The organism is Pseudomonas citronellolis (assembly GCF_900112375.1).
Lineage (GTDB): Bacteria > Pseudomonadota > Gammaproteobacteria > Pseudomonadales > Pseudomonadaceae > Pseudomonas > Pseudomonas citronellolis.
Window position 1 is genome coordinate 16,322 of sequence record NZ_FOLS01000048.1, and the last position, 26,392, is coordinate 42,713.

Genomic DNA, 26,392 nt, shown 5'->3' on the forward strand with positions numbered 1-26,392 from the left:
TCGTGATTGCACTTCACGCCGAACGGTCCCCTCTCCCGCTTGCGGGGGAGGGTTAGGGAGGGGGAGCGGAGTCAGGGTTGGCAGAGGTGTGGGGGGGAGTCCGTAACCCTCTCCCCAGCCCTCGGCTGCGCGCCCCGTCCTGAAGGGAGAGGGGGCTGTCCTGAGCGAAGGGGGAAGACCGCAAGTCTCACCGCTCCACACCCTCCACAACGAACCCACGCCGATACTGCGAAGGCGAACGACTCATGGTGCGCTTGAATGCAGTACTGAAAGCACTCTCTGACTCATAACCCAGGGAAAAAGCGATAGAAGCAATATTCTCACTACCACTACGCAGACGATCCGCCGCCATGAGCATGCGCCAGCGGACCAGATATTCCATCGCCGTCCTGCCCACCAGTTGCTTGAAGCGTTGCGCGAAGACCGTGCGCGACATGCCGGCGACGCGTGCCAGCTCTTCGAGCGTCCAGCGGCGTTGCGGGGCGGAGTGGATCGCGCCGATCGCGCTGGCGACCTGGTGGTCGGACAAGGCGAGGAACCAGCCCGAAGGGGAACCCGGGGAAGTGTTGGCCAGGTGCAGCCGCAGTATCTGTACCAGCATCAGGTGGGCGAGGTGCGTGGAGACGAGGGTCGAGCCCGGTTCCTGGTGGCGCAGCTCGGTTGCCAGCTGATCCAGGGCCCAGCGCAAGACCTGCGCCTGGCTCGAACCGCCTTCGACATGAATCAGCGAGGGCAGCGCATCGAACAACACGGCGGCCTGGGAGTTGGAGAAATCGAAATGCACACTGATCAGGAAGACCTCGCCACCGCCGTTGTGCAGGGCGATGCCGTCATGGGCTATCGCTTCCATGATGTCCGAGGGGTCTTCCGGCGCCAGGTCGGGGCTTGAAGACAGGATCAGCCGCTGCCCGCTGTTGAGCAGGTAGCAATCGCCTTCGGCGAAACGCATCGGCTGCTCCTGCCCCGCGGTTCTCCCCCAGCACGTGCCCTTCAGGACGGCGGTGAACTTGATGCCCTGGTGCGGGGGAAAATCGAAGGACCAGGCTCCCGCGGCATCCAGGCCGGCGTAAAACTGGCTACGCGGTTTGAGCAGGGAAAGCACATCGGAAAGAGGGTCCATGGTTCCGTACGATCTCGATAGAAAACCGTACCCTATAGCATGGATGGTCCGGCATGCCAGGGGTAAGGTTACGCCACTGTCTTTTCTCGCCGTTGTTTGCATCGACCTGCCGCTGGCGCATGGGCAAGTCCGTCGGGTATGCCGTTTTCATTTGGTATTCATTCTGCATCGGGCAACTCGACGCGGTCTCGGAAGATGCTGAAGTTCCGCGTGGACGAACAAGCCCTTCGAACAAGAAACAGCCCAAATAGACTCGAGCAATATATTCCAGGCCTTGGACCGGAACTGAAACTCCGAGAGCCCAGGGAATAGGCTCTATCGCTATTTTTCCGTCCTGCTCACGCATTGAAAGTTGAGCGCTTCAACTTTCCGACTGCTCTGCCGGAAGACTTTCTCCAATTGATCGGAAGTTCATTCGAACCTGCTCTTCGAGAGTGCGGGAGGGCTTCCGTATTGCCGGCTTCAACTGAAAAACAGTGAAAGCGCCAGCTCGACCTGGCAATGGAAAATATCAACATGAGGACAAGCGCTATGCGTCGAAAGCCAGCCAAATCCGTCTTGGCGTCGGCCCTGCTCATCGCCATGGCGGGCCTGGCCGGGTGCGACAAGCACCAGGCCGCCGCCCAGGCCCAGTTGCCGGAGGTGGGGGTCGTCACCCTGCAGGCCAGGACGGTGACCCTGAACAGCGAGCTGCCCGGCCGCACCAGCGCCTACCGCGTCGCCGAGGTGCGCCCGCAGGTCAACGGCATCATCCTCAAGCGCCTGTTCAAGGAAGGCAGCGACGTCAAGGAAGGCCAGCAGCTCTACCAGATCGACGCCGCGCCCTATGAGGCCGACTACCAGAGCGCCCAGGCCAACCTGGTCTCCAGCCAGCAGCAGGCCGAGCGCTACAAGCTGCTGGTGGCCGACGAGGCGGTGAGCAAGCAGCAGTACGCCGACGCCAATGCCGCCTACCTGCGCGCCAAGGCCGCGGTCGAGCAGGCGCGCATCAACCTGCGCTACACCAGGGTGCTGTCGCCCATCTCCGGGCGCGTGGGCCGTTCCGGCGTGACCGAAGGCGCGCTGGTGACCAGCGGCCAGGCCACCGCCATGGCCACGGTGCAGCAGCTGGACCCCATCTACGTCGACGTCACCCAGCCTTCCACCGCCTTGCTGCGCCTGCGCCGGGAACTGGCCGAAGGGCAGTTGCAGAGCGCCGGCGACAACGCGGCCAAGGTCAGCCTGAAGCTCGAAGACGGCAGCGAATACCCGCTGCAGGGGCGCCTGGAGTTCTCCGAGGTCTCGGTCGACGAGGGCACCGGTTCGGTGACCCTGCGCGCCGTGTTCCCCAACCCGAAGGGCGAGCTGCTGCCGGGCATGTTCGTCCATGCGCAGCTGCAGGAAGGCGTGCGCCAGCAGGCCATCCTCGCCCCGCAGCAGGGCGTGACCCGCGACCTGCGCGGCCAGCCTACCGCGCTGGTGCTGGGCGCCGACGACAAGGTCGAGCTGCGCAACATCAGGACCGACCGCACCCTCGGCGCCTACTGGCTGGTCACCGACGGCCTGAAGCCTGGCGACCGCCTGATCACCGAAGGCCTGCAGTTCGTCCAGCCGGGCGCCCAGGCCAAGGCCGTGCCGGCGAAGAACGTCGCGCCCGCCGAGGGCGCGAAAACGGACAGCCAGGGTTAACCAAGGGATTCCAGCATGTCGAAATTCTTCATTGACCGGCCCATCTTCGCCTGGGTGATCGCCCTGGTGATCATGCTGGCCGGGGGCCTGTCGATCCTCAAGCTGCCGGTGAACCAGTACCCGGCCATCGCGCCGCCGGCCATCGCCATCCAGGTCAGCTACCCGGGCGCTTCCGCCGAGACGGTGCAGGACACCGTGGTGCAGGTCATCGAGCAGCAGCTCAACGGCCTGGACCACCTGCGCTACATCTCCTCGGAGAGCAACTCCGACGGCAGCATGACCATCACCGTGACCTTCGACCAGGGCGCCGATCCGGACATCGCCCAGGTCCAGGTGCAGAACAAGCTGCAGCTGGCCACCCCGTTGCTGCCGCAGGAAGTGCAGCGGCAGGGCATCCGCGTGGCCAAGTCGGTGCGCAACTTCCTCATGGTGGTCGGCCTGGTTTCCACCGACGGCAGCATGGGCAAGGAAGACCTGTCGAACTACATCGTCTCCAACATCCAGGACCCGCTGTCGCGGACCCCGGGCGTGGGCGACTTCCAGGTGTTCGGCTCCTCCTACGCCATGCGCATCTGGCTCGACCCGGCCAAGCTCAACAGCTACCAGCTCAGCCCCGGTGACGTGCGCACCGCGGTGCAGGCGCAGAACGTGCAGATCTCCTCCGGCCAGCTGGGCGGCCTGCCCGCGGTCAAGGGCCAGCAGCTCAACGCCACCATCGTCGGCAAGACGCGCCTGCAGACCGCCGAGCAGTTCGGCCGCATCCTGCTCAAGGTCAACGCCGACGGTTCCCAGGTACGCCTGAAGGACGTCGCCGAAATCGGCCTGGACGGCCAGGACTTCAGCATCGACGCGCAGTTCAACGGCAAGCCGGCCTCGGGCATCGCCATCCGCCTGGCCACCGGCGCCAACGCGCTGGACACCGCCAAGGCGATCCGCAAGACCATCTCGGGCCTGGAGCCGTTCATGCCGCCGGGCATGAAGATCGTCTACCCGTACGACACCACGCCGGTGGTCTCGGCCTCCATCCATGAGGTGGTCAAGACCCTCGGCGAGGCGATCCTCCTCGTGTTCCTGGTGATGTACCTGTTCCTGCAGAACTTCCGCGCCACGCTGATCCCGACCATCGCCGTGCCGGTGGTGCTGCTGGGCACCTTCGGCGTGCTGGCCGCGGCCGGCTTTTCGATCAACACCCTGACCATGTTCGGCATGGTGTTGGCCATCGGCCTATTGGTGGACGACGCCATCGTGGTGGTGGAGAACGTCGAGCGGGTGATGAGCGAGGAGGGGCTGTCGCCCCGCGAGGCCACGCGCAAGTCCATGGGCCAGATCCAGGGCGCGCTGGTGGGCATCGCCATGGTGCTGTCCGCGGTGTTCCTGCCGATGGCCTTCTTCGGCGGCTCCACCGGGGTGATCTACCGGCAGTTCTCCATCACCATCGTCTCGGCCATGGCGCTGTCGGTGCTGGTGGCGCTGATCCTCACCCCGGCGCTGTGCGCCACCATGCTCAAGCCCATCCACCAGGGCGACCACGGCGAGCACAAGAAGGGCTTCTTCGGCTGGTTCAACCGCCGCTTCCAGGCCATGACCGGGCGCTACGAGCGGGGCGTCGGCACCGTGCTGCGCCGCCGCCCGGCGTTCCTGCTGGCGTACCTGGTGATCGTGATCGGCATGGGCTGGCTGTTCACCCGCATTCCCACCGCCTTCCTGCCGGACGAGGACCAGGGCGTGCTCTTCGCCCAGGTGCAGACGCCGCCGGGTTCCACTTCCCAGCGGACCCAGGAGGTGGTGGACAAGATGCGCGAATACCTGCTGGACAAGGAAAGCGCCTCGGTCAGCTCGGTGTTCACCGTCACCGGCTTCAACTTCGCCGGCCGCGGCCAGAGCTCGGGCATCGCCTTCATCCTGCTCAAGCCCTGGGAGGAGCGCCCGGGCGCCGAGAACACCGTGTTCGCCCTGGCCCAGCGCGCCCAGCAGTACTTCTTCACCCTGAAGGACGCCCTGGTGTTCGCCTTCCCGCCGCCCTCGGTGCTGGAGCTGGGCAACGCCACCGGCTTCGACCTGTTCCTCCAGGACCAGGCCGGCCTCGGCCACGAAGCCCTGCTGCAGGCGCGCAACAAGTTCCTCCAGCTCGCCGCGCAGAGCCCGGTGCTGCAGCGCGTGCGCGCCAACGGCCTGAACGACGAGCCGCAGTACAAGCTGGAGATCGACGACGAGAAGGCCAGCGCGCTGGGCGTTTCCATCGCCGACGTCAACGATGCCGTCTCCATCGCCTGGGGTTCCAGCTACGTCAACGACTTCATCGACCGTGGCCGGGTGAAGCGGGTGTACCTGCAGGGCCGCGCCGATGCGCGGATGAACCCGGACGACCTGGGCAAGTGGTACGTGCGCAACGACAGGGGCGAGATGGTGCCCTTCACCGCCTTCGCCACCGGCAAGTGGAGCTACGGCTCGCCCAAGCTGGAGCGCTACAACGGCGTGCCGGCCATGGAAATCCTCGGCGAGCCGGCCCCGGGCCGCAGCTCCGGCGAGGCCATGGCGGTGGTGGAGGAGATCGTCAAGCAGCTGCCGGCGGGCATCGGCTATTCCTGGACCGGGCTGTCCTACGAGGAGCGGCTGTCCGGCTCCCAGGCGCCGGCGCTGTACGTGCTCTCGCTGCTGGTGGTGTTCCTCTGCCTGGCGGCGCTGTACGAGAGCTGGTCGATCCCGTTCTCGGTGATGCTGGTGGTGCCGCTCGGCGTGGTGGGCGCGCTGCTGGCGACCTTGCTGCGCGGGTTGTCCAACGACGTGTTCTTCCAGGTCGGCCTGCTCACCACCATCGGCCTGTCGGCGAAGAACGCCATCCTCATCGTCGAGTTCGCCAAGGAGCTGCACGAGCAGGGCAAGGGCTACGCCGAGGCGGCCATCGAGGCCTGCCGCATGCGCCTGCGCCCGATCATCATGACCTCGCTGGCCTTCGTCCTCGGCGTGGTGCCGCTGGCGATCTCCAGTGGCGCCGGCTCGGGCAGCCAGCACGCCATCGGTACCGGCGTGATCGGCGGGATGGTCACCGCGACCGTGCTGGCCGTGTTCTGGGTGCCGCTGTTCTATGTCGTCGTCGGTTCGCTGTTCAAGGGCAAGCGGCCCGCGCAGGACGCAACCGATGCAAAGGGGCAATGACATGAAGAAGTCCTTCCTTTCCCTGGCCGTGGCCGCCGTGGCGCTGTCCGGCTGCTCGCTGATCCCCGACTACCGGCGCCCCGAAGCGCCGGTGGCGCAGGCCTACCCGCAGGGGCCGGCCTATGCGCAGGGCAGCACTGGCAGCGCGGTCGCCGACCTCGGCTGGCGCGAGTTCTTCCGCGACCCGCAACTGCAGCGGCTGATCGAGGTGGCGCTGGACAACAACCGCGACCTGCGCGTCGCCGCGCTGAACGTCGAGGCCTTCCGCGCCCAGTACCGCATCCAGCGCGCCGAGCTGTTCCCGCAGGTCGGCATCGACGCCAGCGGTTCGCGCCAGCGCCTGCCGGGCGACCTGTCGGGCACCGGCCGCGCGGGCATCAGCAGCCAGTACGGGGTGACCCTGGGCACCACCGCCTGGGAGGTCGACCTGTTCGGCCGCCTGCGCAGCCTGCGCGACCAGGCCCTGGAGCAATACCTGGCCACCGAAGAGGCGCAGCGCAGCGCGCAGACCTCGTTGGTGGCCAGCGTGGCCACGGCCTACCTGACGCTCAGGGCCGACCAGGACCTGCTGCAGCTGACCCGCGACACCCTCGGCACCTACCAGAAGAGCTACGAGCTGACCAAGCGCAGCAACGAGGTCGGCGTGGCCTCGGCCCTGGACCTGCGCCAGGCGCAGACCGCCGTGGACAGCGCGCGGGCGACCCTGGCGCAGTACAGGCGCCTGCTGGCCCAGGACCGCAATGCCCTGACCCTGCTGCTGGGCGCCGGCGTGCCGGCCGACCTGCCGCAGGGCCTGACGCTGGACCAGCCGCTGCTGGCCGAGGTGCCGGCGGGCCTGCCCTCGGACCTGCTGCAGCGGCGCCCGGACATCCTCGAAGCCGAGCACCAGCTCAAGGCGGCCAACGCCAGCATAGGCGCGGCGCGCGCGGCGTTCTTCCCGAGCATCAGCCTGACCGCCAACGCCGGCACCCTCAGCCGCCAGCTGTCCGGGCTGTTCGACGCCGGCTCCGGTTCCTGGCTGTTCCAGCCGTCGATCAACCTGCCGATCTTCACCGCCGGCAGCCTGAAGGCCAGCCTGGACCTGGCCAAGGTGCAGAAGAACATCCAGGTGGCGCAGTACGAGAAGGCCATCCAGACGGCCTTCGCGGAAGTCGCCGACGGCCTTGCCGCGCGCGGGACCTTCAGCGAGCAGCTGCAGGCGCAGCGCAGCCTGGTGCAGGCCAGCGACGCCTACTACCGCCTGGCCGACAAGCGCTACCGCACCGGGGTGGACAACTACCTGACCCTGCTCGATGCCCAGCGTTCGCTGTTCGGCGCCCGCCAGCAGCTGATCGGCGACCGCCTGAACCAGCTCACCAGCGAGGTGAACCTGTACAAGGCGCTCGGCGGCGGCTGGCAGGCCACCACGGCCACGCGGGAAACGCCGCCGCGGCAGATGTGAGCAACCCGGCCAGCCCGGCGCCGCCGGCTGGCCATTTCTTCCAGGCGATGAGCATGACGCTTCGCCCTGTCTGACGATGGGACCGGCCCATGAACAAGACCGAACAACTGCGACAGCAATTCACCGGCGACCTCATTCCCCTCGGCGCGCACTGGCGCCACTGCGCCCAGGCGGCGCTCGAGCCCTATGGGCTGTCCCTGCTCGCCAGCAACGCCCTGCTGAACATGGCGCGGCTGGGGGAGGGGGTGAGCCAGCGGGAACTGGCCGAGGCCATGGATATCGACGCGGCGACCATGGTGCGCACGCTGCATTGCCTGACGGAGGCGGGGCTGGTGCGGCGCCAGGTCGGTGACGACGACCAGCGGGTGCGCACCCTGTGGTTCACCGACGCCGGCCGGGCCATGCCGCACCGGCTCCAGGAGGCCTTGGGCAGGGCGCGCGAGCAGGTGCTGGCCAAGGCCGACCAGGCCGACCTCGAGGCGGCGCTGCGGGTCTTCCGCTTGATGGAGCAGGCCACGCTCTCGTCGCCATCGGGGGCGGATTGAGCCGGCTGCCGCGCCGCCTGTGCCCTTATCCGGCGCCGGCAGGATCGGGCAGGAATGCCGAGGGAATGGGCAAGGCGCCGTTCCCGGGCAGCCCTATACTGCTGGCTTGTCCCTTTCCACCCACGGGATTGTCCTCTTGAAGATCCATCCGCTGCTGCGCGCGCCTATCGCCGACCATGGGTATTCGCCCCAGGCCAGGCAGGGGCGCTTCCACAACCTGACACCGCGCCCGGCGGACATGCCCAAGCCGGACGCCAGGGTCGTCTGGAACGCATTGTTCAACAAGCCGGCGCACACCGTGCCGCGGGCGCCGCTGCCCGTGCAGCGCCTGAGCCGCGCGGCGCTCGAGGCCGCGGCGGACGGCAGCCTGTTCCGCCTCGGGCATTCCACCGTGCTGCTGAAACTGCAGGGCGGCTGGTGGCTGACCGACCCGGTATTCGCCGAGCGCGCCTCGCCGCTGCCGTTTGCCGGCCCCAGGCGTTTCCACGAACCGCCGGTGGCCCTGGCCGAACTCCCGGCGATCCGCGGCGTGATCCTTTCCCACGACCACTACGATCACCTCGACCGCGCCACCATCAAGGCCCTGGCGCCGCGCGTCGAGCTGTTCCTCACGCCGCTGGGCGTGGGCGACCGGCTGCTGGCCTGGGGCGTGCCGGCGGCCAAGGTGCGCCAGCTCGACTGGTGGCAGGGCATCGAGGCCGGCGGCCTGCGCCTGACCGCCACACCGGCCCAGCACTTCTCCGGACGTGGGCTGCGCGACGGCAACTGCACGCTGTGGTGCTCGTGGGTGATCGAGGCTCCCGCGTTGCGGCTGTTCTTCAGCGGCGACAGCGGCTACTTCGACGGCTTCGCCGAGATCGGCCGGCGCTTCGGCTCCTTCGACCTGACGCTGATGGAAACCGGCGCCTACAACGAGCATTGGCCCTACGTGCACATGCACCCGCAACAGACCGTGCAGGCCCACCGCGACCTGGGCGGGAACTGGTTGTTGCCGATCCACAACGGCACCTTCGACCTGGCGCTGCACGCCTGGCACGAGCCGTTCGAGCGGGTGTTGGTGTGGGCGGACGAGTATGAGGTGCGGGTGTCCACGCCAAGGATGGGGGAACGTGTCGACCTGCATGCGCCCCATGCGGGCGAGCGCTGGTGGCGTGCGGTCGTCGAAGGGGAGTGGGTCGAGGGTGGCGCGGGTGCTCGGCGTTGTTCGCGTTTGGGCGAGGTGCGGTGAGCGGGAGGTGTGTGCAGTGAATGGCCGAGAGCTGTGATGCTGTGTGGTGCGTTGGTTCAGCGAAGGTGATCAAGCCTGGCTCTGCCCCCTCACCCCAGCCCTCTCCCAGAGGGAGAGGGGGCCGTTCGGGGTGGGTGGGTAACGCAGCGTTAGCCGGGAGGTTCGTAGGGCGCATAACCGTTCGCGGTTATCCGCCGTTGGCCGTGCCACCGGAGCGTTCGGCGGTGCCGGTGAATCCAATCGCGGACAAAGTCCGCTCCTACGCCCGTGCCTCCTGGAACTATAGGCAGGCCGCTCCGAGGCGCTCTTCGTAGGATGGGTTGAGCTTGCGAAACCCATGCGGTTGCGCTGATGGGTATCGCTTCGCTCAACACCATCCTACGAAAAGCCATGCTCGCTCATGCGGTAGGAGCGGACTTTGTCCGCGATTCGGCGGATTTCCAGAGAAACATCCGCGCACTCCGAAACGCCCCTTCAGAAGGCCGAGCGAAACCGGCGCTCAGGAGGTCATGCGACATGGATGTCGCGAGAGCCCCGTGACGTACCCTCGGAACGGCGCGCTACACCGAACCCAACCCGAAGAAGTCTCTGGGTTATTCCCCTTCGGGCCAGCGCAAGCGCTGTTCGCGATGGAGCCGCGTCCCGCGTTCGCGGGAATGACGGGGTGGAGATCGGAGCGCGGGGCCAAAGCGCCACACTCCGCAAGCCAAAAGCCAAGCCCCACCCCATATGAAAAATACCGTTCCCCTGTGAAAAAACAGCACTCCCAGCCCGGAACCTACGCAACCCGCCCCTCACTACCACGCACACCGACAAGCGCCACAGCCAGGGCGACGACGGGCGGCACGATGAAACACCACATCCCCACCCAGACGTAGGCGAGCGCCGCCAAGCCGCAGCCGGCGGCGAACACCAGCACGGCGAACGCCATCCTGCGCATCCTGCCCAGGACGAGGGCACGCGCCGAACCCTCCACACCACGCAGCAGGTCGGCCAGATCGAGCATGATTTGCGTGGTGGTCCCGGTCATCAGCGTCGAGGGCGGCGCGTTGGCCAGGTGCATGCGCTGGAGCGCGTTCTGGATGGCCATGGCTGCCACCAGCAACATGCCCGCGGTGAAGGCCGGGGCCGCGTCGGCGTCCTGGAACGGCCCGGAGGCGATCAGGATGGCCGCGGCGGCCAGCAGCAAGGGAATCTTGGCGAGCATCAGCCATCCCGGTGAGCGGATCAGCCTCGACAGCACCACCGCCACGCAAAAGACCGGCAAGGCCGAGAGCTTGGCCAGGGCGCCGCTGGTCCCGTGCACGAGCGTCGCGCCCAGGGTGACGAAGTTGCCGGTGACGTGGGCCGTGAACAGCCCATGCAGGGCGAGAAAGCCGGCGGTATCCACATAGCCGGCATTGAACCCCAGCAATCCGCTGAGCGTGGGCGAGACGGCGGGCTGTTCCATGTTGGCTCCTTGGAAACGGTGGCGGACAGTGCGCAGTCGGATGGAGTGACGCCGTTCAGGTTCGCTCCCGTTCGGCAGCCTCTTCCGATGCCTGCCGGCCAGGCAACTGGCCGAGCACGTGGTTGGTCGCCTGGGCCTTGTCGCAGGCCGTGCTGAAGGCTGTGCCGCTCAACAATTGCTTGCCGACCGGAATGACCTGCTCGCCGACCAGGATGCCGAGCAGGCCGACCAGGGCCACCAGCGGCGGGGCGGGCGAGCGTACGTTCAACAGACTGTAGATGATGCCGACCAGCAGGCCGGCGCCCAGGGACAGGACATACAGTTTCATGGTTCACCTCGATGCCGGGGCGGACGTAGGCACCGGGGGATCGCAGCGCGACGCCCCCGGGGCCGGTTTACGGCCTTACTTGGCCGGGTTCGGGCCGATGCGCTCACCGTGCTGCACGCGCTCGGGCGCCTTGTGGACCATGGTGTAGGCGTAGTCCACGCCCATGCCGTAGGCGCCGGAGTGGTCCTTGACCAGGGCCATGACGTCTTCGTAGGTCTCCTTGCGGGCCCAGTCGCGCTGCCATTCCAGCACCACCTGCTGCCAGGTCACCGGGACGATGCCGGCCTGGATCATGCGGTCCATCGCGTACTTGTGGGCATCCGCCGAGGTGCCGCCGGAGGCGTCCGCCACCATGTAGATCTCGTAGTCGGTGTCGTGCAGGCACGACAGGGCGAAGGTGGTGTTGCACACCTCGGTCCACAGCCCCGAGACGACGACCTTCTTGCGGCCCTTGGCGGCGTTCGCGGCCAGTGCGTCACGCACGTTCTGGTCGTCCCAGGAGTTCATCGAGGTGCGTTCCAGAATTCTGTTTTCCGGGAACACCGCCAACAGCTCGGGGTAGGTGTAGCCGGAGAAGCCTTCGGTCTCGACCGTGGTGATCGTGGTCGGGATGGCGAAGGCCTTGGCGCCCCTGGCCAGCGCGACGACGTTGTTCTTCAGCACCTGGCGGTCGATCGACTGCACGCCGAAGGCCATCTGCGGCTGTTGGTCGATGAAGATGAGCTGGCTGTTCTGCGGGGTCAGGAGTTCAAGGTATTTGTTGCTCATGGTTCTCTTCCTTCATGGGTCGAGTGGATGGAGCGTGGCACATGCATGCCGCGCCGGGTGGCAGGCGGCCTGGTCCGGGCCTGGGGGCTTCCGGGCTCACAGGGCGCCCTTGAGGGGGTATTCGATGATCAGGTACAGGCGGTCGATGTCGTCGCCGCCCTGGGCCGCGTCGGCGCGGTGGCTGACCTGGGAGAGGTACAGCGACAGGTCCTTGGCCGGGCCGGACTGGAAGACGTAGCGCAGCTCGCTGTCGCGCTCCCAGTGGCGCCCGCCGCGGCCGTACATGCCGGCGTAGGCGCCGTCGGCGGGGGCATGGCTGCCGTCGATGCCGCTGCCGCGCACGTAGCGGGCCATGAAGCCCAGGCCGGGGATGCCGAACACGCCCAGGTCGAGGTCGTAGCGCAGTTGCCAGGACTTCTCGCCGGGGCCGTTGAAGTCGGCGTACTTGATGGAGTTGGCCAGGTAGATGGAGTCGCCGCCGACGAAGTCGAAGGGGGTGTCGCCGTCGACCTGCTGGTAGCCGAGGGTCAGGGCCTGGGCGCCGAAGCGCTGGCGCGCCGACAGGCTCCAGGTGGTGGTGTCGATCGCCCCGGCGCGGGCCTGGCCTTCGTCGCGGGTCCTGTACAGGTTGCCGTCGACCAGCAGGCCGGCATGGCCGTAGTGCAGGTTCAGGTAGTACTGGCGCCAGGCGTCGTCGAGCTGGCCGGCGAACAGCGCGCCGCCGAAGTCGCCGGGCGGGGCGAAGTCGGCGCCGGCGAAGCTCACCGCGCTGCCGTGGGTGCTGGCGCCATAGCCGTCGAAGTCGCCGTGGCCGGAGGCCGAGTCCTGGTTCCTGAAGGCGGTGAAGCGCCCGGCCTGCAGGTGCACGCCGGCCAGCTCGCGGGAGTCGAGCAGGGCGCCGCTGGCGTATTCCGGCTGCAGGCGCTTGTCGCCGGTGTCGAAGACCGGGGTTTCCACGGTCATCTCGCCGAGCTTCAGGGTACTGCGGGAGAAGTCCAGCTTCAGCGCGCCGCCGGCGTCGGAGTAGTCGTCGGCCGCGGAGCCGTCGGCATTGCGCGGCAGCAGGCCGGTGCCGGCGTGGCCGCGGCCGCCGTCGAGCTTGACGCCGAGGAAGGCGTGGGCGTCGAAGCCCAGCCCCAGCGCGCCTGGGGTGAAGCCCGAGCGGAAGTCGGCGATGAAGCCCTGGGCCCATTCCTGGCGCAGGCTCTGGCCGCTGGGCGAGGGTTGGGTGCGGTAGTCGTTCTGCAGGAAGTAGTTGCGCCCGAGCAGCGACCATTGCGCACCGTCCAGCAGGCCGTCGTGCGGGGCCGCGCGGGCTTGCGAGGCGGCGCAGGCCAGGGTGGCCAGCAGCAGGGTGGGGGAGCGTCGGACCATCGCGGGCTCTCGGTGATGGCGCGGGCCGCCAGGCCCGCGCCGGCTTTCAGAAGGCGAAGCAGGAGCAGCCGAAGGCGCCCCAGAAGCCCTGGAAGTCGCTGACCGGCACGTTCGACCGGCGCGCCCGCCCGTGGTCGTGGGCGTGCACCGCGCAGGCGCCGATGCACTGGTGCACCTGGGCGGCGAGCGGCGCGGCCGGCTTCCAGTGGCCGGGGACCTTGGCCACCGGCGACCACTCGGGCAGCACCGGCAGCGCGGGCGGCGCCAGCTTGTCGAACTCGCCCGCGGCGTAGACGACCTTGCCGCCGACCACGGTCAGCACCGATTCGAGCCACTTGATCTGCTCCGGCTCGACGCTGAAATAGTCCGCGCTGAGCGCCGCCAGGTCCGCCAGTTGCCCGACCTTGATCTGCCCCTTCTTGCCCTGCTCGCTGGAGAACCAGGCGCTGCCGTGGGTGAACAGCTGCAGCGCGGTGTCGCGGGACAGGCCCTCGGGGTACAGGCTCAGGCCGCCGACGGTCTTGCCGCTGACCAGCCAGTACAGCGAGGTCCAGGGGTTGTAGCTGGAGACGCGGGTGGCATCGGTGCCGGCGCCCACCGGCACTCCCTCGGCGAGCATGCGCTGGATCGGCGGGGTGGCTTCGGCGGCCTTGGCGCCGTAGCGGTCGACGAAGTATTCGCCCTGGAAGGCCATGCGGTCCTGGATGGCGATGCCGCCGCCCAGGGCCCGCACGCGCTCGATGTTCTGCGGGGTGATGGTCTCGGCGTGGTCGAAGAACCACGGCAGGCCGTTGAAGGGAATGTCGCGGTCGACCTTCTCGAACACGTCGAGCATGCGCGAGATGGATTCGTTGTAGGTGGCGTGCAGGCGGAACGGCCAGCGCTGCTCCACCAGGTGGCGCACCACCGGCTCCAGGTCGGCTTCCATGTTCGGCGGCAGGTCCGGGCGCGGTTCGAGGAAGTCCTCGAAGTCGGCGGCGGAGAACACCAGCATCTCGCCGGCGCCGTTGTGGCGGAAGAAGTCGCTGCCCTGGCCGTACTTCACGTTGCCGGTCCAGTTCCTGAAGTCCGCCAGCTCTTCCCTGGGCTTCTGGGTGAACAGGTTGTAGGCGATGCGCACGCTGAGCTGGCCGGCGTCGGCCAGTTGCTGGATCACCTGGTAGTCGTCCGGGTAGTTCTGGAAGCCGCCGCCGGCGTCGATGGCGCTGGTCAGGCCCAGGCGGTTGAGCTCGCGCATGAACTGGCGGGTGGAGTTCACCTGGTATTCCAGTGGCAGCTTGGGCCCCTTGGCCAGGGTGGCGTAGAGGATCATCGCGTTGGGCCTGGCGATCAGCATGCCGGTGGGGTTGCCGCTGCTGTCGCGGACGATCTCGCCGCCGGGCGGGTTGGGCGTGTCCTTGGTGTAGCCGACCACGCGCAGGGCGGCGCGGTTGAGCAGGGCGCGGTCGTACAGGTGCAGGACGAACACCGGGGTGTCCGGCGCGGCCTGGTTCAGCTCGTCGAGGGTCGGCATGCGCTTCTCGGCGAACTGGAACTCGGTCCAGCCGCCGACCACCCGCACCCACTGCGGCGAGGGCGTGCGCTCGGCCTGTTCCTTGAGCAGGCGCAGGGCGTCGGCCAGCGATGGCACGCCTTCCCAGCGCAGTTCCAGGTTGTAGTTGAGCCCGCCGCGGATCAGGTGCAGGTGCGAGTCGTTGAGCCCGGGGATGACGGTGCGGCCCTTCAGGTCGACGACCTGGGTGGCGCTGCCGCGTAGGGCCATGGCCTGGGCGTCGGTGCCGACGGCGAGGAACTTGCCGCCCTTGATGGCGACGGCGCTGGCGGTGGGGTTGTCGCGGTCCACGGTGTGGATGCGGCCGTTGTGCAGGATCAGGTCGGCGGTCATGGATTTGCCTCGGGTTTCGACAGGCGTGGAACCAGCCGCGCCGGCCAGGGGCAGGGCGGACAGCAGCGCCCCCGCGGCGCCGAGCACGGAGCCGGCGGCGAGAAAGTGGCGGCGGCTGGGGTTGGATGGGTCTTGGCTCATCGGGCGTTCCTCGGGCGGCGGGCAGGCAGCCGGGGCGGCCGGAGGCCGTTGCCGCGCCGGGGGCGCCCGCATGCCGGATCGAGCATGGCGTTCAGCAGCCTGCGCAGGCGCCCGGGGAGGTGCTGGTGAAGGGTAGCCGCGGGCGGCAGTCGAGCCTGGTCAGGAGACGATCGGTTGGGGTCGGCAACGAACGGCCGGGGGCTTTCGCAGTAGCCATGGCGAAGGGGCTCCGGTGGGGTGTGGAGCGCAGACTGTGCGCCGGCCGGCTACCCCCGGTCTTGTCGCGATGCGCGCATTTGGGATGTTTGTGCGCCGCGCTCGCTCAAGCGCCGTTCAGGGCCCAGGGCGCGCGGGCCAGGTGTTCGCCGAGGAAGTCGAGGAGGGCGGTGACCCGCGCCGGGCGCAAGGGGCCGGGCGGCGTCACCAGGTTGATGTGGATCGGGGCGATGTGCCAGTCCGCCAGGACTTCTTCCAGGGCCCCGCTCTTGAGGGCCTCCCAGACGATGAACTCCGGCTGCAGCGCCAGGCCCTGGCTGGCCATCAGCACGGGGCCGATGACGTCGGCATTGTTGCTGCTGAGCCGGCCGCGCACCGGCACGGCGCATTCGCCCTGGAGCGGGTGATGGAACTTCCAGACCTCCGGCGTCGGCAGGTTGCTGTAGAGCAGGCAGCGGTGCTGCGCCAGGTCTTCCGGGTGGCGCGGGCGGCCGTGCCGGTCGAGGTATTCCGGGGTCGCGACCAGCGGCCGCCGTACCGCGCACAAGCGGCGGGACCTGAGGCTGGAGTCGGGCAGCTCGGCGATGCGCAGGGCGACATCGAAGCCGCCGGCCACCACGTCGACCACCTGGTCGTCGAGGGACAGGTCGAGTTCTATTTCCGGGTAGCGCTGGAGAAACGCCGGGACCAGCGGCGCGAGGTACTTCAGGCCGAACGACATGGGCGCGGTCATGCGGATGCGGCCGCTTGCCGTGCTGGCCTGGGCGCAGGCCTCGGCCTCCGCGGCGCGCCCTTCCTCGAGGATACGCAAGGCCCGTTCCCAGGCCTGGGTCCCGGCGGCGGTGAGGGACAGCCGGCGCGAGGTGCGGTGCAGCAGGGCCGTGCCCAGGCGGCGCTCCAGGCGCGCGATGGCCTTGGACACCGTGGGCTGGGAAATGCCCAGCGCCTCGGCCGCGCCGGCGAAGGAACCGCTGTTGGCCACCTGGGCGAAGATCGCCCAAGCTTCCAGGTCGGGAAGGCGTTTCATGCATGAAAGGGAATGGATGAAATTCCATTGATTCTATTTGTGCTGGCCTGGACGCTCAATATCATCTTCCTCTAACGGCTCGGGAGTGGCCGGGTGGCGGGGCGTCTATCCTGCAGGCTGTCGTCTCGCTGCAATGCGGGGGCTCTATACCGGGCTCAGCGGGCGTCGCTCCCCAGGGAGCCCCGCGGGGCGATTGGACAGATGAATTCGAGCCGGGAGGGCAGGCCATGCGCTTGGACAATAAGGCAAGGCAGGAGGCGGCCCGGGACGGGCAGGCGCGGGCAGCGGCGGCCCTCGGCGGCGGGAGCTGCTCGATTATGCGCAGAAGCGAGGAGCGCCCGGACGCCGAGCAGGTGCTGAACATCCCCTGCGACGATGCCTTCTCGGTCATCGTCCAGCTCCGCGACTTCGCCTCGCACCGCCTCTGGCGCGGCGGCCGCCTGGTGTTCGACGGCGGCCATGCGCGGCAGAGCATGGCCATCGCCTACCTGGGCGACGAGGTGCGCTGCCAGCACCTGGCGGCCTACGACAACCTGCGCTTCACCCTGCCGTGCACTGCCATGAACGAACTGCTCTACGAGGAAGGCGTCGCCACGCCGGTGGCGTTCGACAGGCTCACCGGGCAGGACGACCCCGTCGTCTACCACCTGGCGCAGGCCCTGTTGCCCGCGCTGGACATGCCGGGCCAGGCCAACCAGCTGTTCGTCGACCAGGTGTTGCTGGCCCTGTGCACCCACCTCAACGCCCACTACGGCGCGGCCCCGGCACCACGGGAGTCGGCCAGGGGCTTGGCCGGCTGGCAGCTGCGGCGCGCCCAGGAACTGATCGCCAACCACTTGAGCGACGGCCTGTCGGTAGCCCGCCTGGCTGAGGAGTGTGCGCTGTCCCGCAGCTACTTCACGCGCGCCTTCAAGCTCAGCACCGGCCTGTCGCCCCACGACTGGTTGCTGAGAATGCGCGTGGAAAAGGCCAAGGCGCTGATGCGCGACACCCCGCTGGGCCTGTCGCAGATAGGCCTGGACTGCGGCTTCGCCGACCAGTCGCACTTCTCCCGGGTGTTCCTCCGCCTGACCGGCATGTCGCCGGCCAGCTGGCGGCGCTTCCAGCGCCTGGAGCGCTAGCGCGCGGCGCTCCCGAAGAAGAGGCGCCGGGGCTGGCAGCCACCCGTAAGGCGCCTCATGGGCAATCCATGGGAAAGCGCCTACGCTATGCCTTCCCGCCCCTGCGTGGAACCCTGCGACGAGGAGTAGCTGCCATGAAAGCGCTGAAGCTGGAGAAGGCCTTCACCCTGCTGGAGCCCGGCCCGGTGGTGCTGGTCACCACCTGCGACGCTGGCCAGCCCAACATCATGACGCTGTCCTGGACCATGGTGGTCGACTTCACCCCGCGCTTCGCTTTCACCACCGGGCCCTGGAACCATTCCTACGCCGCGCTGGAAAAGACCCGCGAGTGCGTCATCGCCATTCCCACCGTGGACCTGCTCGACACCGTGGTCGGCATAGGCACCTGCTCCGGCGCCGACACCGACAAGTTCGCCCGCTTCGGGTTGACCGCCGTGCCGGCCCGGCATGTCGGCGCGCCGCTGATCGGCGAGTGCCTGGCGAACATCGAGTGCCGGGTGGTCGACGTGGTCGAGCGGCACAACATAGTGGTGCTCGACGGCATCGCCGCCTACGTTGACTCCAAGCGCGAGGAACGCCGTACCCTGCATGCGGTCGGCGACGGCACCTTCGTGGCGGATGGCGAGACGTTCGACCGGCGCAAGGCGATGCGCTCGAAGCTGCCGCCCGGCGTCTAGTCGAGCTCCCTTGGCGCAGCCCGGCCCCCGCCGGTCGCGAATGACGCGCTTCTCTTGTAAGATCAACGGTTTGGATTGGCAGGGCGCGGCCCAGGTTGCCAATCGCAAGTCAGTTGAGATTCACTGCCTGCCGGATCGCAGAGGGAGCTGAATCCTGATTCCGCCTGCCACCCCGGTCGTCATGCCGTCGAAGCGCTTCGCCACTGCGGCGCGGGCCGGCGGCGCGTGCATCCCGAGCATAGTCCGAGCCCGCCATGCCGAACCTGGCTGCGGGGGCGGCGTGCGTTTCCCTGGCGGCGAACCCGGACAGATACAGCGGTATTGAAAAAGGCCAAGTCATGAGCGACATCCGTAATCCCAAGCACCAGGCCCTGGTCGCCAAGTTGCGCGAGATCTTCCAGATCGACCGCCCGGAGCTGGACTTCGGCGTCTACCGCATCCTCAATGCCCGCGCCGGCGAGATCAACGACTACCTGGAGCGGCGCCTGCCGCGCAAGATCCAGGAGCACCTGGCGGGGAGCGATGGCGCCGAGCACGAGAATGCCGTCTTCAGCCACCTGCTGACCTTCTTCAGCCGTTACTACAACAACGGCGACTTCGTCAGCCAGCGTCGCTACAAGGGGGACACCTATGCCATCCCCTACGCCGGCGAGGAAGTCATGCTGCACTGGGCCAACAAGGACCAGTACTACACCAAGAGCGGCGAGAACTTCGCCAACTACAGCTTCCGCCTGGAAGACGGCCGCGCCGTGCACTTCCGCCTGGTGGCCGCCGACACCGCCAAGGACAACCGCAAGGACAACGACAAGGAACGCCGCTTCGCGCTGATCGAGCCGATGACGCTGAGCCGCACCGACGAGCACGGCCACGAATACGACGAAGCGCTGCTGCCCATCGAGGAGGGCGACGGGGCCGACGGCCAGCCGCTGCTGACGCTGCGCTTCGAATACCGCGCGGTGGCCAAGGGCACCAAGCAGGAGACGCTGATCGGCAAGGCCGTCGAGACCGTGCTGGGCGACGCGGCGGTCAAGGCGCGCTGGGCCGAGCTGGCCAGGCGCGAGCCGACCGAGAAGAACCCGCAGCGCACGCTGCTGGAGAAGAATCTCACCGACTACGCCAGCAAGAACACCGCCGACTACTTCATCCACAAGGACCTCGGGCGTTTCCTGCGCGGCGAGCTGGACTTCTACATCAAGAACGAAGTCCTGCACCTGGACGACCTGCAGAACGCCACGGCCATCGCCGACATCGACAAGAGCCTGCGCATGACGCAGTGCCTGCGGGCCATAGCCCGGGAGCTGATCGACTTCCTGGCGCAACTGGAGGAGTTCCAGAAGAAGCTCTGGCTGAAGAAGAAGTTCGTGGTCTCCAGCCATTACTGCATCACCCTGGACCGGGTGCCGGAGGCACTGTATCCGGCCATCGCCGGCAACCCCCGGCAGTGGGAGCAGTGGCGCCAGCTGGGGCTCTGGACGGGCGCGGCGAACGGCACCGAGCAGGACCTGCGCAACGCCCCCTTCCGGATGCTCGACACCAGCCTCTACGACGCCGCCTTCAAGGCGCGGCTGCTGGCTTCCATCGCCGACCTGGATGGCAGCGTCAACGGCACCTTCGTCCACAGCGACAACTTCCAGGCCCTGAGCTTCCTGCAGGAGCGCTACCGCGAGCAGGTCAAGTACATCTATATAGACCCGCCCTACAACACCAACTCCACGCCCATCCTCTACAAGAACGAGTACAAGCACTCGTCCTGGATGAGCCTGATGCAGGACCGCCTGCTCAAGGGCATGAGCCTGCTGCGCTTCGACGGCGTGAAGACGGTGGCGATCGACGACTCCGAGATGGTCAACCTGTCCAAGGTGATGGAGCAGGTGGCGCCGGAGCACACGCTGTCGCGGGTCACCGTGGTGCACAACCCCAAGGGCTCGATCACCCGCAACTTCAACCGTACCCACGAGTACGCGCTGTTCCTCACCCGCGACGGGCTGTCGAGCATCGCCAGGACCCTGGAAGAGAACGGCACCCCGCGCAAGATGCGGCGCTGGGGCGAGAATTCCCGGCGCATCGACCGGCGGCCGTCGTTCTACCCGATCTACGTGCTGGACGGCCGCGTGGTCGACGTCGGCACGGTGCCGGACGACGACTTCCACCCGACCGGCAAGAACGTCCTGCTGGCCGATGGGCGCATCGAGGTGTGGCCTATCGACCAGGAAGGCGTCGAGCGGCGCTGGAACTTCGGCCTCGACTCCATCCGCCAGAACCTGGAGCGCGTCGCGGCGCTCAAGGTCGGCGATGACTGGGACCTGTTCGTCACCCATGAACAGACCGTGCCCAAGACCGTCTGGAGCGGCGGCGAGTTCGATGCCGGCAAGTATGGCAACAGCCTGCTCATCGACATGCTCGGCGAGAAGCGCTTCGACTTCCCGAAATCGATCCACCTGGTGAAGAAGTGCATCTCCCTGGCGGTCCAGGCCGACGAGCAGGCCTTGGTGCTCGACTACTTCGGCGGCAGCGGCACCACCGCCCATGCGGTGGTGGAGCTGCGGCGCGAGGCCCAGGCCGCGGGCCTGGAGCCCAAACTCGGGTTCATCCTGGTGGAGCAGGGCGAGTACTTCGAAACCGTGACCAAGCCGCGGGCGATCAAGGCCATCTACTCCGCGCAATGGAAGGACGGCGAGCCCACGGCGCCGCAGACCGGCCTGTCCGGCTGCTTCAAGGTGCTCAAGCTGGAGAGCTACGAGGACGCCCTGAACAACATCCAGCTCGCCCGGCCGCCGGCGGTGGGCGACCTGTTCGGCTTCCTCCCGGACCACGCGCGGGACGACTACCTGCTGCGCTACATGCTGAACGTGGAAAGCCGCGCCTCGTTGCTGTCGATCGGCGATTTCCGCAAGCCGTTCGACTACGCCATGGACATCGCGGTGGACTCCGCCGGCGCCTTCGAGCGGCGCCCGGTGGACCTGGTCGAGACCTTCAACTACCTCCTCGGCCTGCGCGTCGGCCAGGTGGATGCGCAGCTGGAACGCGGCTTCGTCAAGGTCACCGGCAGCCTGCCGGGCGGGGAAAGCTGCCTGGTGCTCTGGCGTGACTGCGAGGTTCTCGACTACGAGGGCATCAGCCGGCTCTGCGAGGAACTGGCGATCGACCCGGCGAACAGCCGCTTCGATGTCATCTACCTCAACGGCGACCACAACATCCCCTCGGTGCTCACCCAGACCGCGGCGCAGGGCGGCGCCACCCGCGAGCTCAAGCTGCGCCAGATCGAGCCGGAATTCCTCGAACGCATGTTCGCCGTGGAGACGCTCTGATGGCGCGAGCACCACGGGGCGCGGCCGGCAAGCGCAGCTTCCACCAGGAACTGGTGCTCAACCGCTGGATGCTGGGCTTCTTCAAGGGCGGCAGCCTGGGGGCGCTGAAGTTGCGCCTGGGCGACGACCGCCACGAGGGCATCGATGATGACGGCCAGACGTTGTTCTTCCACGAGCTCGCCGGCAACCTCTTCGAGCCGCAGCGCATCGGCGAGGCGGAGCTGCGCCGCTACGACCTGAACATCGTCGCGCACTGGCAGCGCATCACCGCCCAGCGCAACAAGCGCGAAGGCCACGAACTGCAGATGAAGTACTTCCAGTACCTGTCGCTGCTGTTCAGCGAGATCTACCTGGACTGGTACTTCAATCGCCGCGAAGCGCTGCTCGATGGCCTGAACGAAACCCTGGCGACCTACCGCGGGGAGGCCGGCGCCGACCCGTTCCGCGACTTCGACGCCGACGACCTGAACAAGATCGCCTTCTGGAACGCCACCGGCAGCGGCAAGACGCTGCTGCTGCACGTCAACATCCTGCAGTACCTGCACTACTTCCAGGCCGGCAATGGCGACCGTTACCCGAGCAAGGTCATCCTGCTGACGCCCAACGAAGGCCTGTCGCGCCAACACCTGGAAGAGCTGCACCTGTCCGGCTTCGGCTTCGCCCAGTTCTTCAACAAGAGCCAGACGCCGCCGCGCGGCACCATCGAGATCATCGACATCAACAAGCTCGGCGACGAGATGGGCGACAAGACCGTGGCGGTGGAAGCCTTCGAAGGCAACAACCTGGTGCTGGTGGACGAAGGTCACCGCGGCACCGGGACTGCCGCGGGGGCCTGGATGAGCCGGCGCGACGCCCTGGTGCGCGGCGGCTTCGCCTTCGAGTATTCGGCCACCTTCGGCCAGGCGGTGGCCAAGGGGCTGACCGTCGACGCGGCGGAGGAAGAGCTGAAGAAGAAGCGCGCGAAGATGCTGTTCCAGACCGCCAGCCTGAAGAAGCTGGACGAGGAGCAGCTGGCGCAGTTGGCGCTGACTGCGGAGGAGCTGCGCCAGGCGCGCATCACCGCGACCCGCGAGGTCTATGCCAAGTGCATCCTCTTCGACTACTCGTACAAGTTCTTCTACGAGGATGGCTACGGCAAGGACTCGCTGATCCTCAACATGAACGGCGAGGCCTACGCCGAGGGCGACAACGCCTACAAGTATTTCGCCGCCTGCCTGCTGGCCTTCTATCAGCAGACCTGGCTGTGGGGCCGTCATCGCGAGCAGTTGCAGGATTTCAACATCGAGAAGCCGCTCTGGGTGTTCGTCGGCAACAAGGTGGCGGACGAAGACTCCGATATTCTCGAGGTGGTGACCTTCCTCGCCGAGTTCCTCAACCGCGAGGCGCAGATCAAGGCCTGGCTGGCGGACCTGGTGAATGACAAGGCGCAGCTGCTGGACGCCAAGGGCAACAACATCTTCCAGGGGCGCTTCGCGCCGTTGCTGGGCTATGGCGACAGGATCGACGAGCTGTACGCCGATATCCTCCAGCGTGTCTTCAACGCCCCGGCCCGCCAGCGCCTGAAGCTGGTCAACATCCGCAACAGCAAGGGCGAGCTGGCCCTGCGGGTGGGCGATGGCGAGCCTTTCGCACTGATCAACATCGGCGACGACTCCGCCTTCTTCCGCCAGGCCGAGGCCTGCGCGGCCTTCGACAGCGAGGCGGACGACTTCAGCGGCGCGCTCTTCGGCACCCTGAACCACAAGGACAGCCGGCTGAACGTGCTGATCGGTTCGCGCAAGTTCACCGAGGGCTGGAGCAGCTGGCGGGTTTCCACCATGGGCCTGCTCAACATGGGGCAGGGCGAGGGTTCGCAGATCATCCAGCTGTTCGGCCGCGGCGTGCGGCTGAAGGGCGAGGGCTTCTCGCTGAAGCGCACCAGCCCGCAGGAGCGCCCCAAGGGCCTGCACCTGGACAAGCTGGAAACCCTGAACATCTTCGGCGTGCGCGCCAACTACATCGCCGCCTTCAAGGATTACCTGAAGGAAGAGGGGATCACCCCCAGCGACGAGCTGATCGAGCTGGAGCTCCCCACCCGGGCGAACCTGCCGCAAGGCAAGCTGAGGACCCTGGCGCTCAAGGACGGCTACAAGGACAACCAGCAGAAGGGCTTCAAGCGCACCCATTTCCCCTGGCTGTACGAAGTGCCCGCGGCGTTCGCCGGCAAGGTCAAGCTGCCCCATGTGACGCTGGACCTGTATCCGCGCATCGAGGCGCTGAGCACTACGAAGGCGGCGGGCTCCGTGGCGCAGGCGCGCAACCGCGCCAAGCTCAACCCGGCGCTGTTCGGCCTGTTCGACTGGGACCGCATCTATGTCGAGCTGCAGGACTGCAAGCTGCAGCGGGGCTGGAGCAACCTGCGCCTGGACCGGCAGAAGCTGATGGAGTTCTGCCAGGGGCCGGCCGACTGGTACACGCTGCTGATCCCGGCCAGCGAGCTGGCGATCACCGGCTATGCCGACGTCCGCAAGCAGGAAGACATACTGGTCCGCCTGCTGGTCGACTACACCGAGCGCTTCTACAAGGCCCTGAAGAGCGGTTACGAAGGCCAGTTCTACGACGTGGTCCAACTGGATGCGGGGCACGGCTCGATGCTCAAGGGCTACCGCTTCGAAATCGAGGGCGGCGAGCAGGGCCTGGAGTATTTCCGCAAGCTGGAGGAACTGAAGGCGCTGGTGGCGGAAGGGCGGATCGACCAGGCCGGCCAATGGAGCGCGCCGCACATGGTGGCCATCAGCTTCGATCGTCACCTGTACTACCCGCTGCTGTCGCTGGACGACAAGGACGCCGTGCCCTTCAAGCTGCGCCCGCTGGCGTTCGACGCGCCCAGCGAGTGGGATTTCGTCAGGGACCTGGAGGCTTTCCACGGCTCGCCCGCGGGAAGGAAGGCCATCGGCTCGCGCAGCTTATACCTGCTGCGCAACGCCGCCACCCAGGACAAGGGCCTGGGCTTCGCCACCGCGGGCAACTTCTATCCCGATTTCCTGCTCTGGCTGGTGGACGAGGCGACGGGGCAGCAGTGGCTGACCTTCGTGGACCCCAAGGGCCTGCGCAACCTGGACCTGGGGCACCCGAAGCTGGGCCTGTACAAGGAGGTCAAGTCGATCCAGGCCACGTTGGCCAGGCCGGGCGAGCAGGCACTGGTGCTCAACGCCTTCGTGCTGTCGCCGACGCCCTATACGGAGCTGCTGAACGTCGCGGAGCATTGCCCGAAAGCGGAGCTGGAGGACCGCCACATCCTCTTCATGGAGGATGGCGCCGGCAGCTATCTGGAGAAGATGTTCGCGAGGATAGGGTAGGGAACTGCCGGCTGTAGCCGGGGGCTACAGCCAGTGGGCGGGAACTTCGATCTCGTAGTTCTTGGCCACTATGGCCAGGGTCCGGGCGATTTCCGCGTGGCGCGCCTGCTGCGCGCCATCCCAGCTTTCCCGGTTGGCCAGCAGGGCCTTGAGTTCCTCCAGGTTGTACATGCCCAGGCGGAGGAAGTTGCCCCAGGTCGGGGCGCCGAAGAGGTTGTAGATGGTGGTGGTGTCGTCGCGCTCGCTGGCCAGGCGCTTGGGGCCGGTCAGCTTCTCGGCGGCGGCTTCCGCCTCGTCGCGGTCTTCGTAGGTGTTGAGCAGCTTGATCATGAAGAACGTGCGATCTCTTCGTGTAGCATGACTGAAGGGCGTCGATTGTAGGGAGTAGCTGTTCGCATGTCGAATCCATGGAAGGCCTGCAACCTGTATCAGAACCTGTTGGAGTCGTTGCCGCAGGGGCTGGTCGCCCGCGTTCCGGCGGGACATTCCAGGCTGCTCGCCTGGCAGCGGGAGTCTCGGCACTACTACCAGACGATGTATCTCGATGAGGCTCAGGGCGCGCCGGCGCTGAAAAGACCTGGCGATGCGGTTTGCCGGGAATGCGAGAAGTTTCACCTCTCCACGCTCAAGCAGATAGACAAGAACCCGGACATCGACCTGGGCAATGAACTGGAGGCGGTGTTCGAGGCCTACTTCCAGCAAGTCCTGGATACCCTCGTTCCGGGGCTCGTGATCGAACGGGCCGATCAGCAGGAATTGCACATGCCGGATTTCCAGGTGCGGCATGTGCAGACCGGCGAAGTTCTGCTGCTGATGGAGTTCAAGGTCATCTTCCGGCCGTTCCTGCTGATCTCGAAGAAGGTCAACCCGGCCTACGAGTGCTATTCCCATTCGATGACGCTGGATGTCGCCGGCAAGTTGAACGCCCAGCGCGAGCTCGTGGTCAACGGCCCGGGCGCGCACAAGTGCGCCTACGTCTATTGGTACGACCTGCCTTGCGTGAAGGGCGTGTTCTGGATGTCGGCGGAAGACGTGTACCGGCACCAGGACGAGCAGGTTGCCTATAAGAGGAAGGTGGTCAGCGGCGACATGGGCTCGGCAGGGCAGGTGAGGGGCGCGGTCAGGAAGCTGTACCTGCCGCTCTATCAGATGAATGACTTCGACTCGCTGGTCTCGCTGCTGCAGGAAAGAGTGCCGCTGAAATAAAAGTTTCAAAAAGTCGTTGACGGGGGGTTTTAACTCCCTATAATGCGCACCACTCCCAGCGGCGAAGCGCTGAAAGAGCTTGAAAATCAAGCACTTAAGCGGGTTAGAAGTTGAGAGTGGTGATCAGGCCGGTGATTCACTCGCCGCCTTTGGGTTCGACAGCTGCTCCGGCAGCGAGCCAAAAGGAAGATTGCCGAGGTGCTTGACAGCGAGTTTGATCGCTGTAGAATGCGCCTCCCGCTGACGAGAAGCCCCGGCCGATCGACAGTGCAAGCGGTTGAGTAGGAACGAAAAATTCTGAAAATAACGCTTGACGAAATAAGAGGTTGGCGTAGAATGCGCGGCCTCGGTTGAGACGAAAGAATCAACCAACTGCTCTTTAACAAGTTGAATCA

The 26,392-nt window shown here is 67.0% G+C and carries 18 protein-coding genes and 1 pseudogene; 10 read left to right on the forward strand and 9 right to left on the reverse strand.

Features of this window, described 5'->3' with window-relative positions:
- Positions 1–187 precede the first annotated feature (187 nt).
- Entirely contained in the window at positions 188–1,120 is a 933-nt protein-coding gene (locus BM060_RS30020) for an AraC family transcriptional regulator (RefSeq protein ID WP_074985928.1), read from the reverse strand.
- Between the two features lie 531 nt (positions 1,121–1,651).
- Here BM060_RS30020 and mexA point away from each other — a divergent pair.
- The 5 genes from mexA (at position 1,652) to BM060_RS30045 (ending at position 9,158) form a co-directional block, all read left to right on the forward strand.
- On the forward strand, positions 1,652–2,788 hold the full coding sequence (gene mexA / locus BM060_RS30025; RefSeq protein ID WP_143096612.1) for a multidrug efflux RND transporter periplasmic adaptor subunit MexA: 1,137 nt from the start codon (positions 1,652–1,654) through the stop codon (positions 2,786–2,788).
- A 15-nt stretch (positions 2,789–2,803) separates the two neighbouring features.
- On the forward strand, positions 2,804–5,944 hold the full coding sequence (locus BM060_RS30030; RefSeq protein WP_074985933.1) for an efflux RND transporter permease subunit: 3,141 nt from the start codon (positions 2,804–2,806) through the stop codon (positions 5,942–5,944).
- Between the two features lies 1 nt (position 5,945).
- Complete coding sequence (locus BM060_RS30035; protein ID WP_074985935.1) at positions 5,946–7,385, forward strand: AdeC/AdeK/OprM family multidrug efflux complex outer membrane factor; 1,440 nt, start codon at positions 5,946–5,948, stop codon at positions 7,383–7,385.
- 89 nt (positions 7,386–7,474) lie between these two features.
- Positions 7,475–7,930, forward strand: coding sequence for a MarR family winged helix-turn-helix transcriptional regulator (locus tag BM060_RS30040; RefSeq protein WP_074985937.1), 456 nt, complete (start codon positions 7,475–7,477; stop codon positions 7,928–7,930).
- Positions 7,931–8,072: 142 nt separating this feature from the next.
- Positions 8,073–9,158 carry an MBL fold metallo-hydrolase gene (locus tag BM060_RS30045; protein ID WP_371857850.1) on the forward strand — a complete coding sequence of 362 codons (1,086 nt, stop codon included), beginning with the start codon at positions 8,073–8,075 and terminating at the stop codon, positions 9,156–9,158.
- Positions 9,159–9,936: 778 nt separating this feature from the next.
- On the opposite strand, the gene BM060_RS30050 is transcribed toward BM060_RS30045, so the two are convergent.
- The 6 genes from BM060_RS30050 to BM060_RS30075 all read right to left on the reverse strand — a co-directional run bounded on the left by BM060_RS30050 (position 9,937) and on the right by BM060_RS30075 (position 16,347).
- Positions 9,937–10,608, reverse strand: coding sequence for a YoaK family protein (locus BM060_RS30050; protein ID WP_074985942.1), 672 nt, complete (start codon positions 10,606–10,608; stop codon positions 9,937–9,939).
- 55 nt (positions 10,609–10,663) lie between these two features.
- Positions 10,664–10,936 (reverse strand): XapX domain-containing protein, encoded by a 273-nt coding sequence (locus BM060_RS30055; protein WP_074985944.1) that lies wholly within the window; start codon positions 10,934–10,936, stop codon positions 10,664–10,666.
- Between the two features lie 75 nt (positions 10,937–11,011).
- The gene (locus BM060_RS30060; protein ID WP_074985946.1) at positions 11,012–11,704 is read right to left on the reverse strand and encodes a hydrolase; all 693 of its coding nucleotides are present in this window, start codon (positions 11,702–11,704) and stop codon (positions 11,012–11,014) included.
- 96 nt (positions 11,705–11,800) lie between these two features.
- The gene (locus BM060_RS30065; RefSeq protein WP_074985948.1) at positions 11,801–13,078 is read right to left on the reverse strand and encodes an OprD family porin; all 1,278 of its coding nucleotides are present in this window, start codon (positions 13,076–13,078) and stop codon (positions 11,801–11,803) included.
- A 46-nt stretch (positions 13,079–13,124) separates the two neighbouring features.
- Positions 13,125–14,963 carry an amidohydrolase gene (locus BM060_RS30070; RefSeq protein ID WP_135499935.1) on the reverse strand — a complete coding sequence of 613 codons (1,839 nt, stop codon included), beginning with the start codon at positions 14,961–14,963 and terminating at the stop codon, positions 13,125–13,127.
- 463 nt (positions 14,964–15,426) lie between these two features.
- Entirely contained in the window at positions 15,427–16,347 is a 921-nt protein-coding gene (locus tag BM060_RS30075; protein ID WP_074985952.1) for a LysR family transcriptional regulator, read from the reverse strand.
- Positions 16,348–16,664: 317 nt separating this feature from the next.
- Between BM060_RS30075 and BM060_RS30080 the strand changes: the two genes are divergently transcribed.
- The 4 genes from BM060_RS30080 (at position 16,665) to BM060_RS30095 (ending at position 24,791) form a co-directional block, all read left to right on the forward strand.
- The gene (locus BM060_RS30080; protein WP_245323005.1) at positions 16,665–17,468 is read left to right on the forward strand and encodes an AraC family transcriptional regulator; all 804 of its coding nucleotides are present in this window, start codon (positions 16,665–16,667) and stop codon (positions 17,466–17,468) included.
- Between the two features lie 134 nt (positions 17,469–17,602).
- On the forward strand, positions 17,603–18,145 hold the full coding sequence (locus BM060_RS30085) for a flavin reductase family protein (protein WP_043317344.1): 543 nt from the start codon (positions 17,603–17,605) through the stop codon (positions 18,143–18,145).
- A gap of 338 nt (positions 18,146–18,483) precedes the next feature.
- Positions 18,484–21,453: a DNA methyltransferase gene (locus BM060_RS30090; protein ID WP_083426875.1), complete on the forward strand. Its 2,970-nt coding sequence runs from the start codon at positions 18,484–18,486 to the stop codon at positions 21,451–21,453.
- The gene (locus tag BM060_RS30095; protein WP_074985958.1) at positions 21,453–24,791 is read left to right on the forward strand and encodes a DEAD/DEAH box helicase family protein; all 3,339 of its coding nucleotides are present in this window, start codon (positions 21,453–21,455) and stop codon (positions 24,789–24,791) included. The genes BM060_RS30090 and BM060_RS30095 overlap by 1 nt, the downstream gene beginning before the upstream one ends.
- A gap of 24 nt (positions 24,792–24,815) precedes the next feature.
- On the opposite strand, the gene BM060_RS30100 is transcribed toward BM060_RS30095, so the two are convergent.
- A complete protein-coding gene (locus BM060_RS30100) occupies positions 24,816–25,118 on the reverse strand; it encodes a hypothetical protein (protein WP_061563304.1) in 303 nt (100 codons plus the stop codon).
- 69 nt (positions 25,119–25,187) lie between these two features.
- On the opposite strand from BM060_RS30100, the gene BM060_RS30105 reads away from it, so the two are divergent.
- Positions 25,188–25,997 (forward strand): hypothetical protein, encoded by an 810-nt coding sequence (locus BM060_RS30105; RefSeq protein ID WP_074985960.1) that lies wholly within the window; start codon positions 25,188–25,190, stop codon positions 25,995–25,997.
- Between the two features lie 123 nt (positions 25,998–26,120).
- Here BM060_RS30105 and BM060_RS33095 read toward each other — a convergent pair.
- Positions 26,121–26,392, reverse strand: a pseudogene (locus tag BM060_RS33095) (hypothetical protein); the annotation flags it as partial.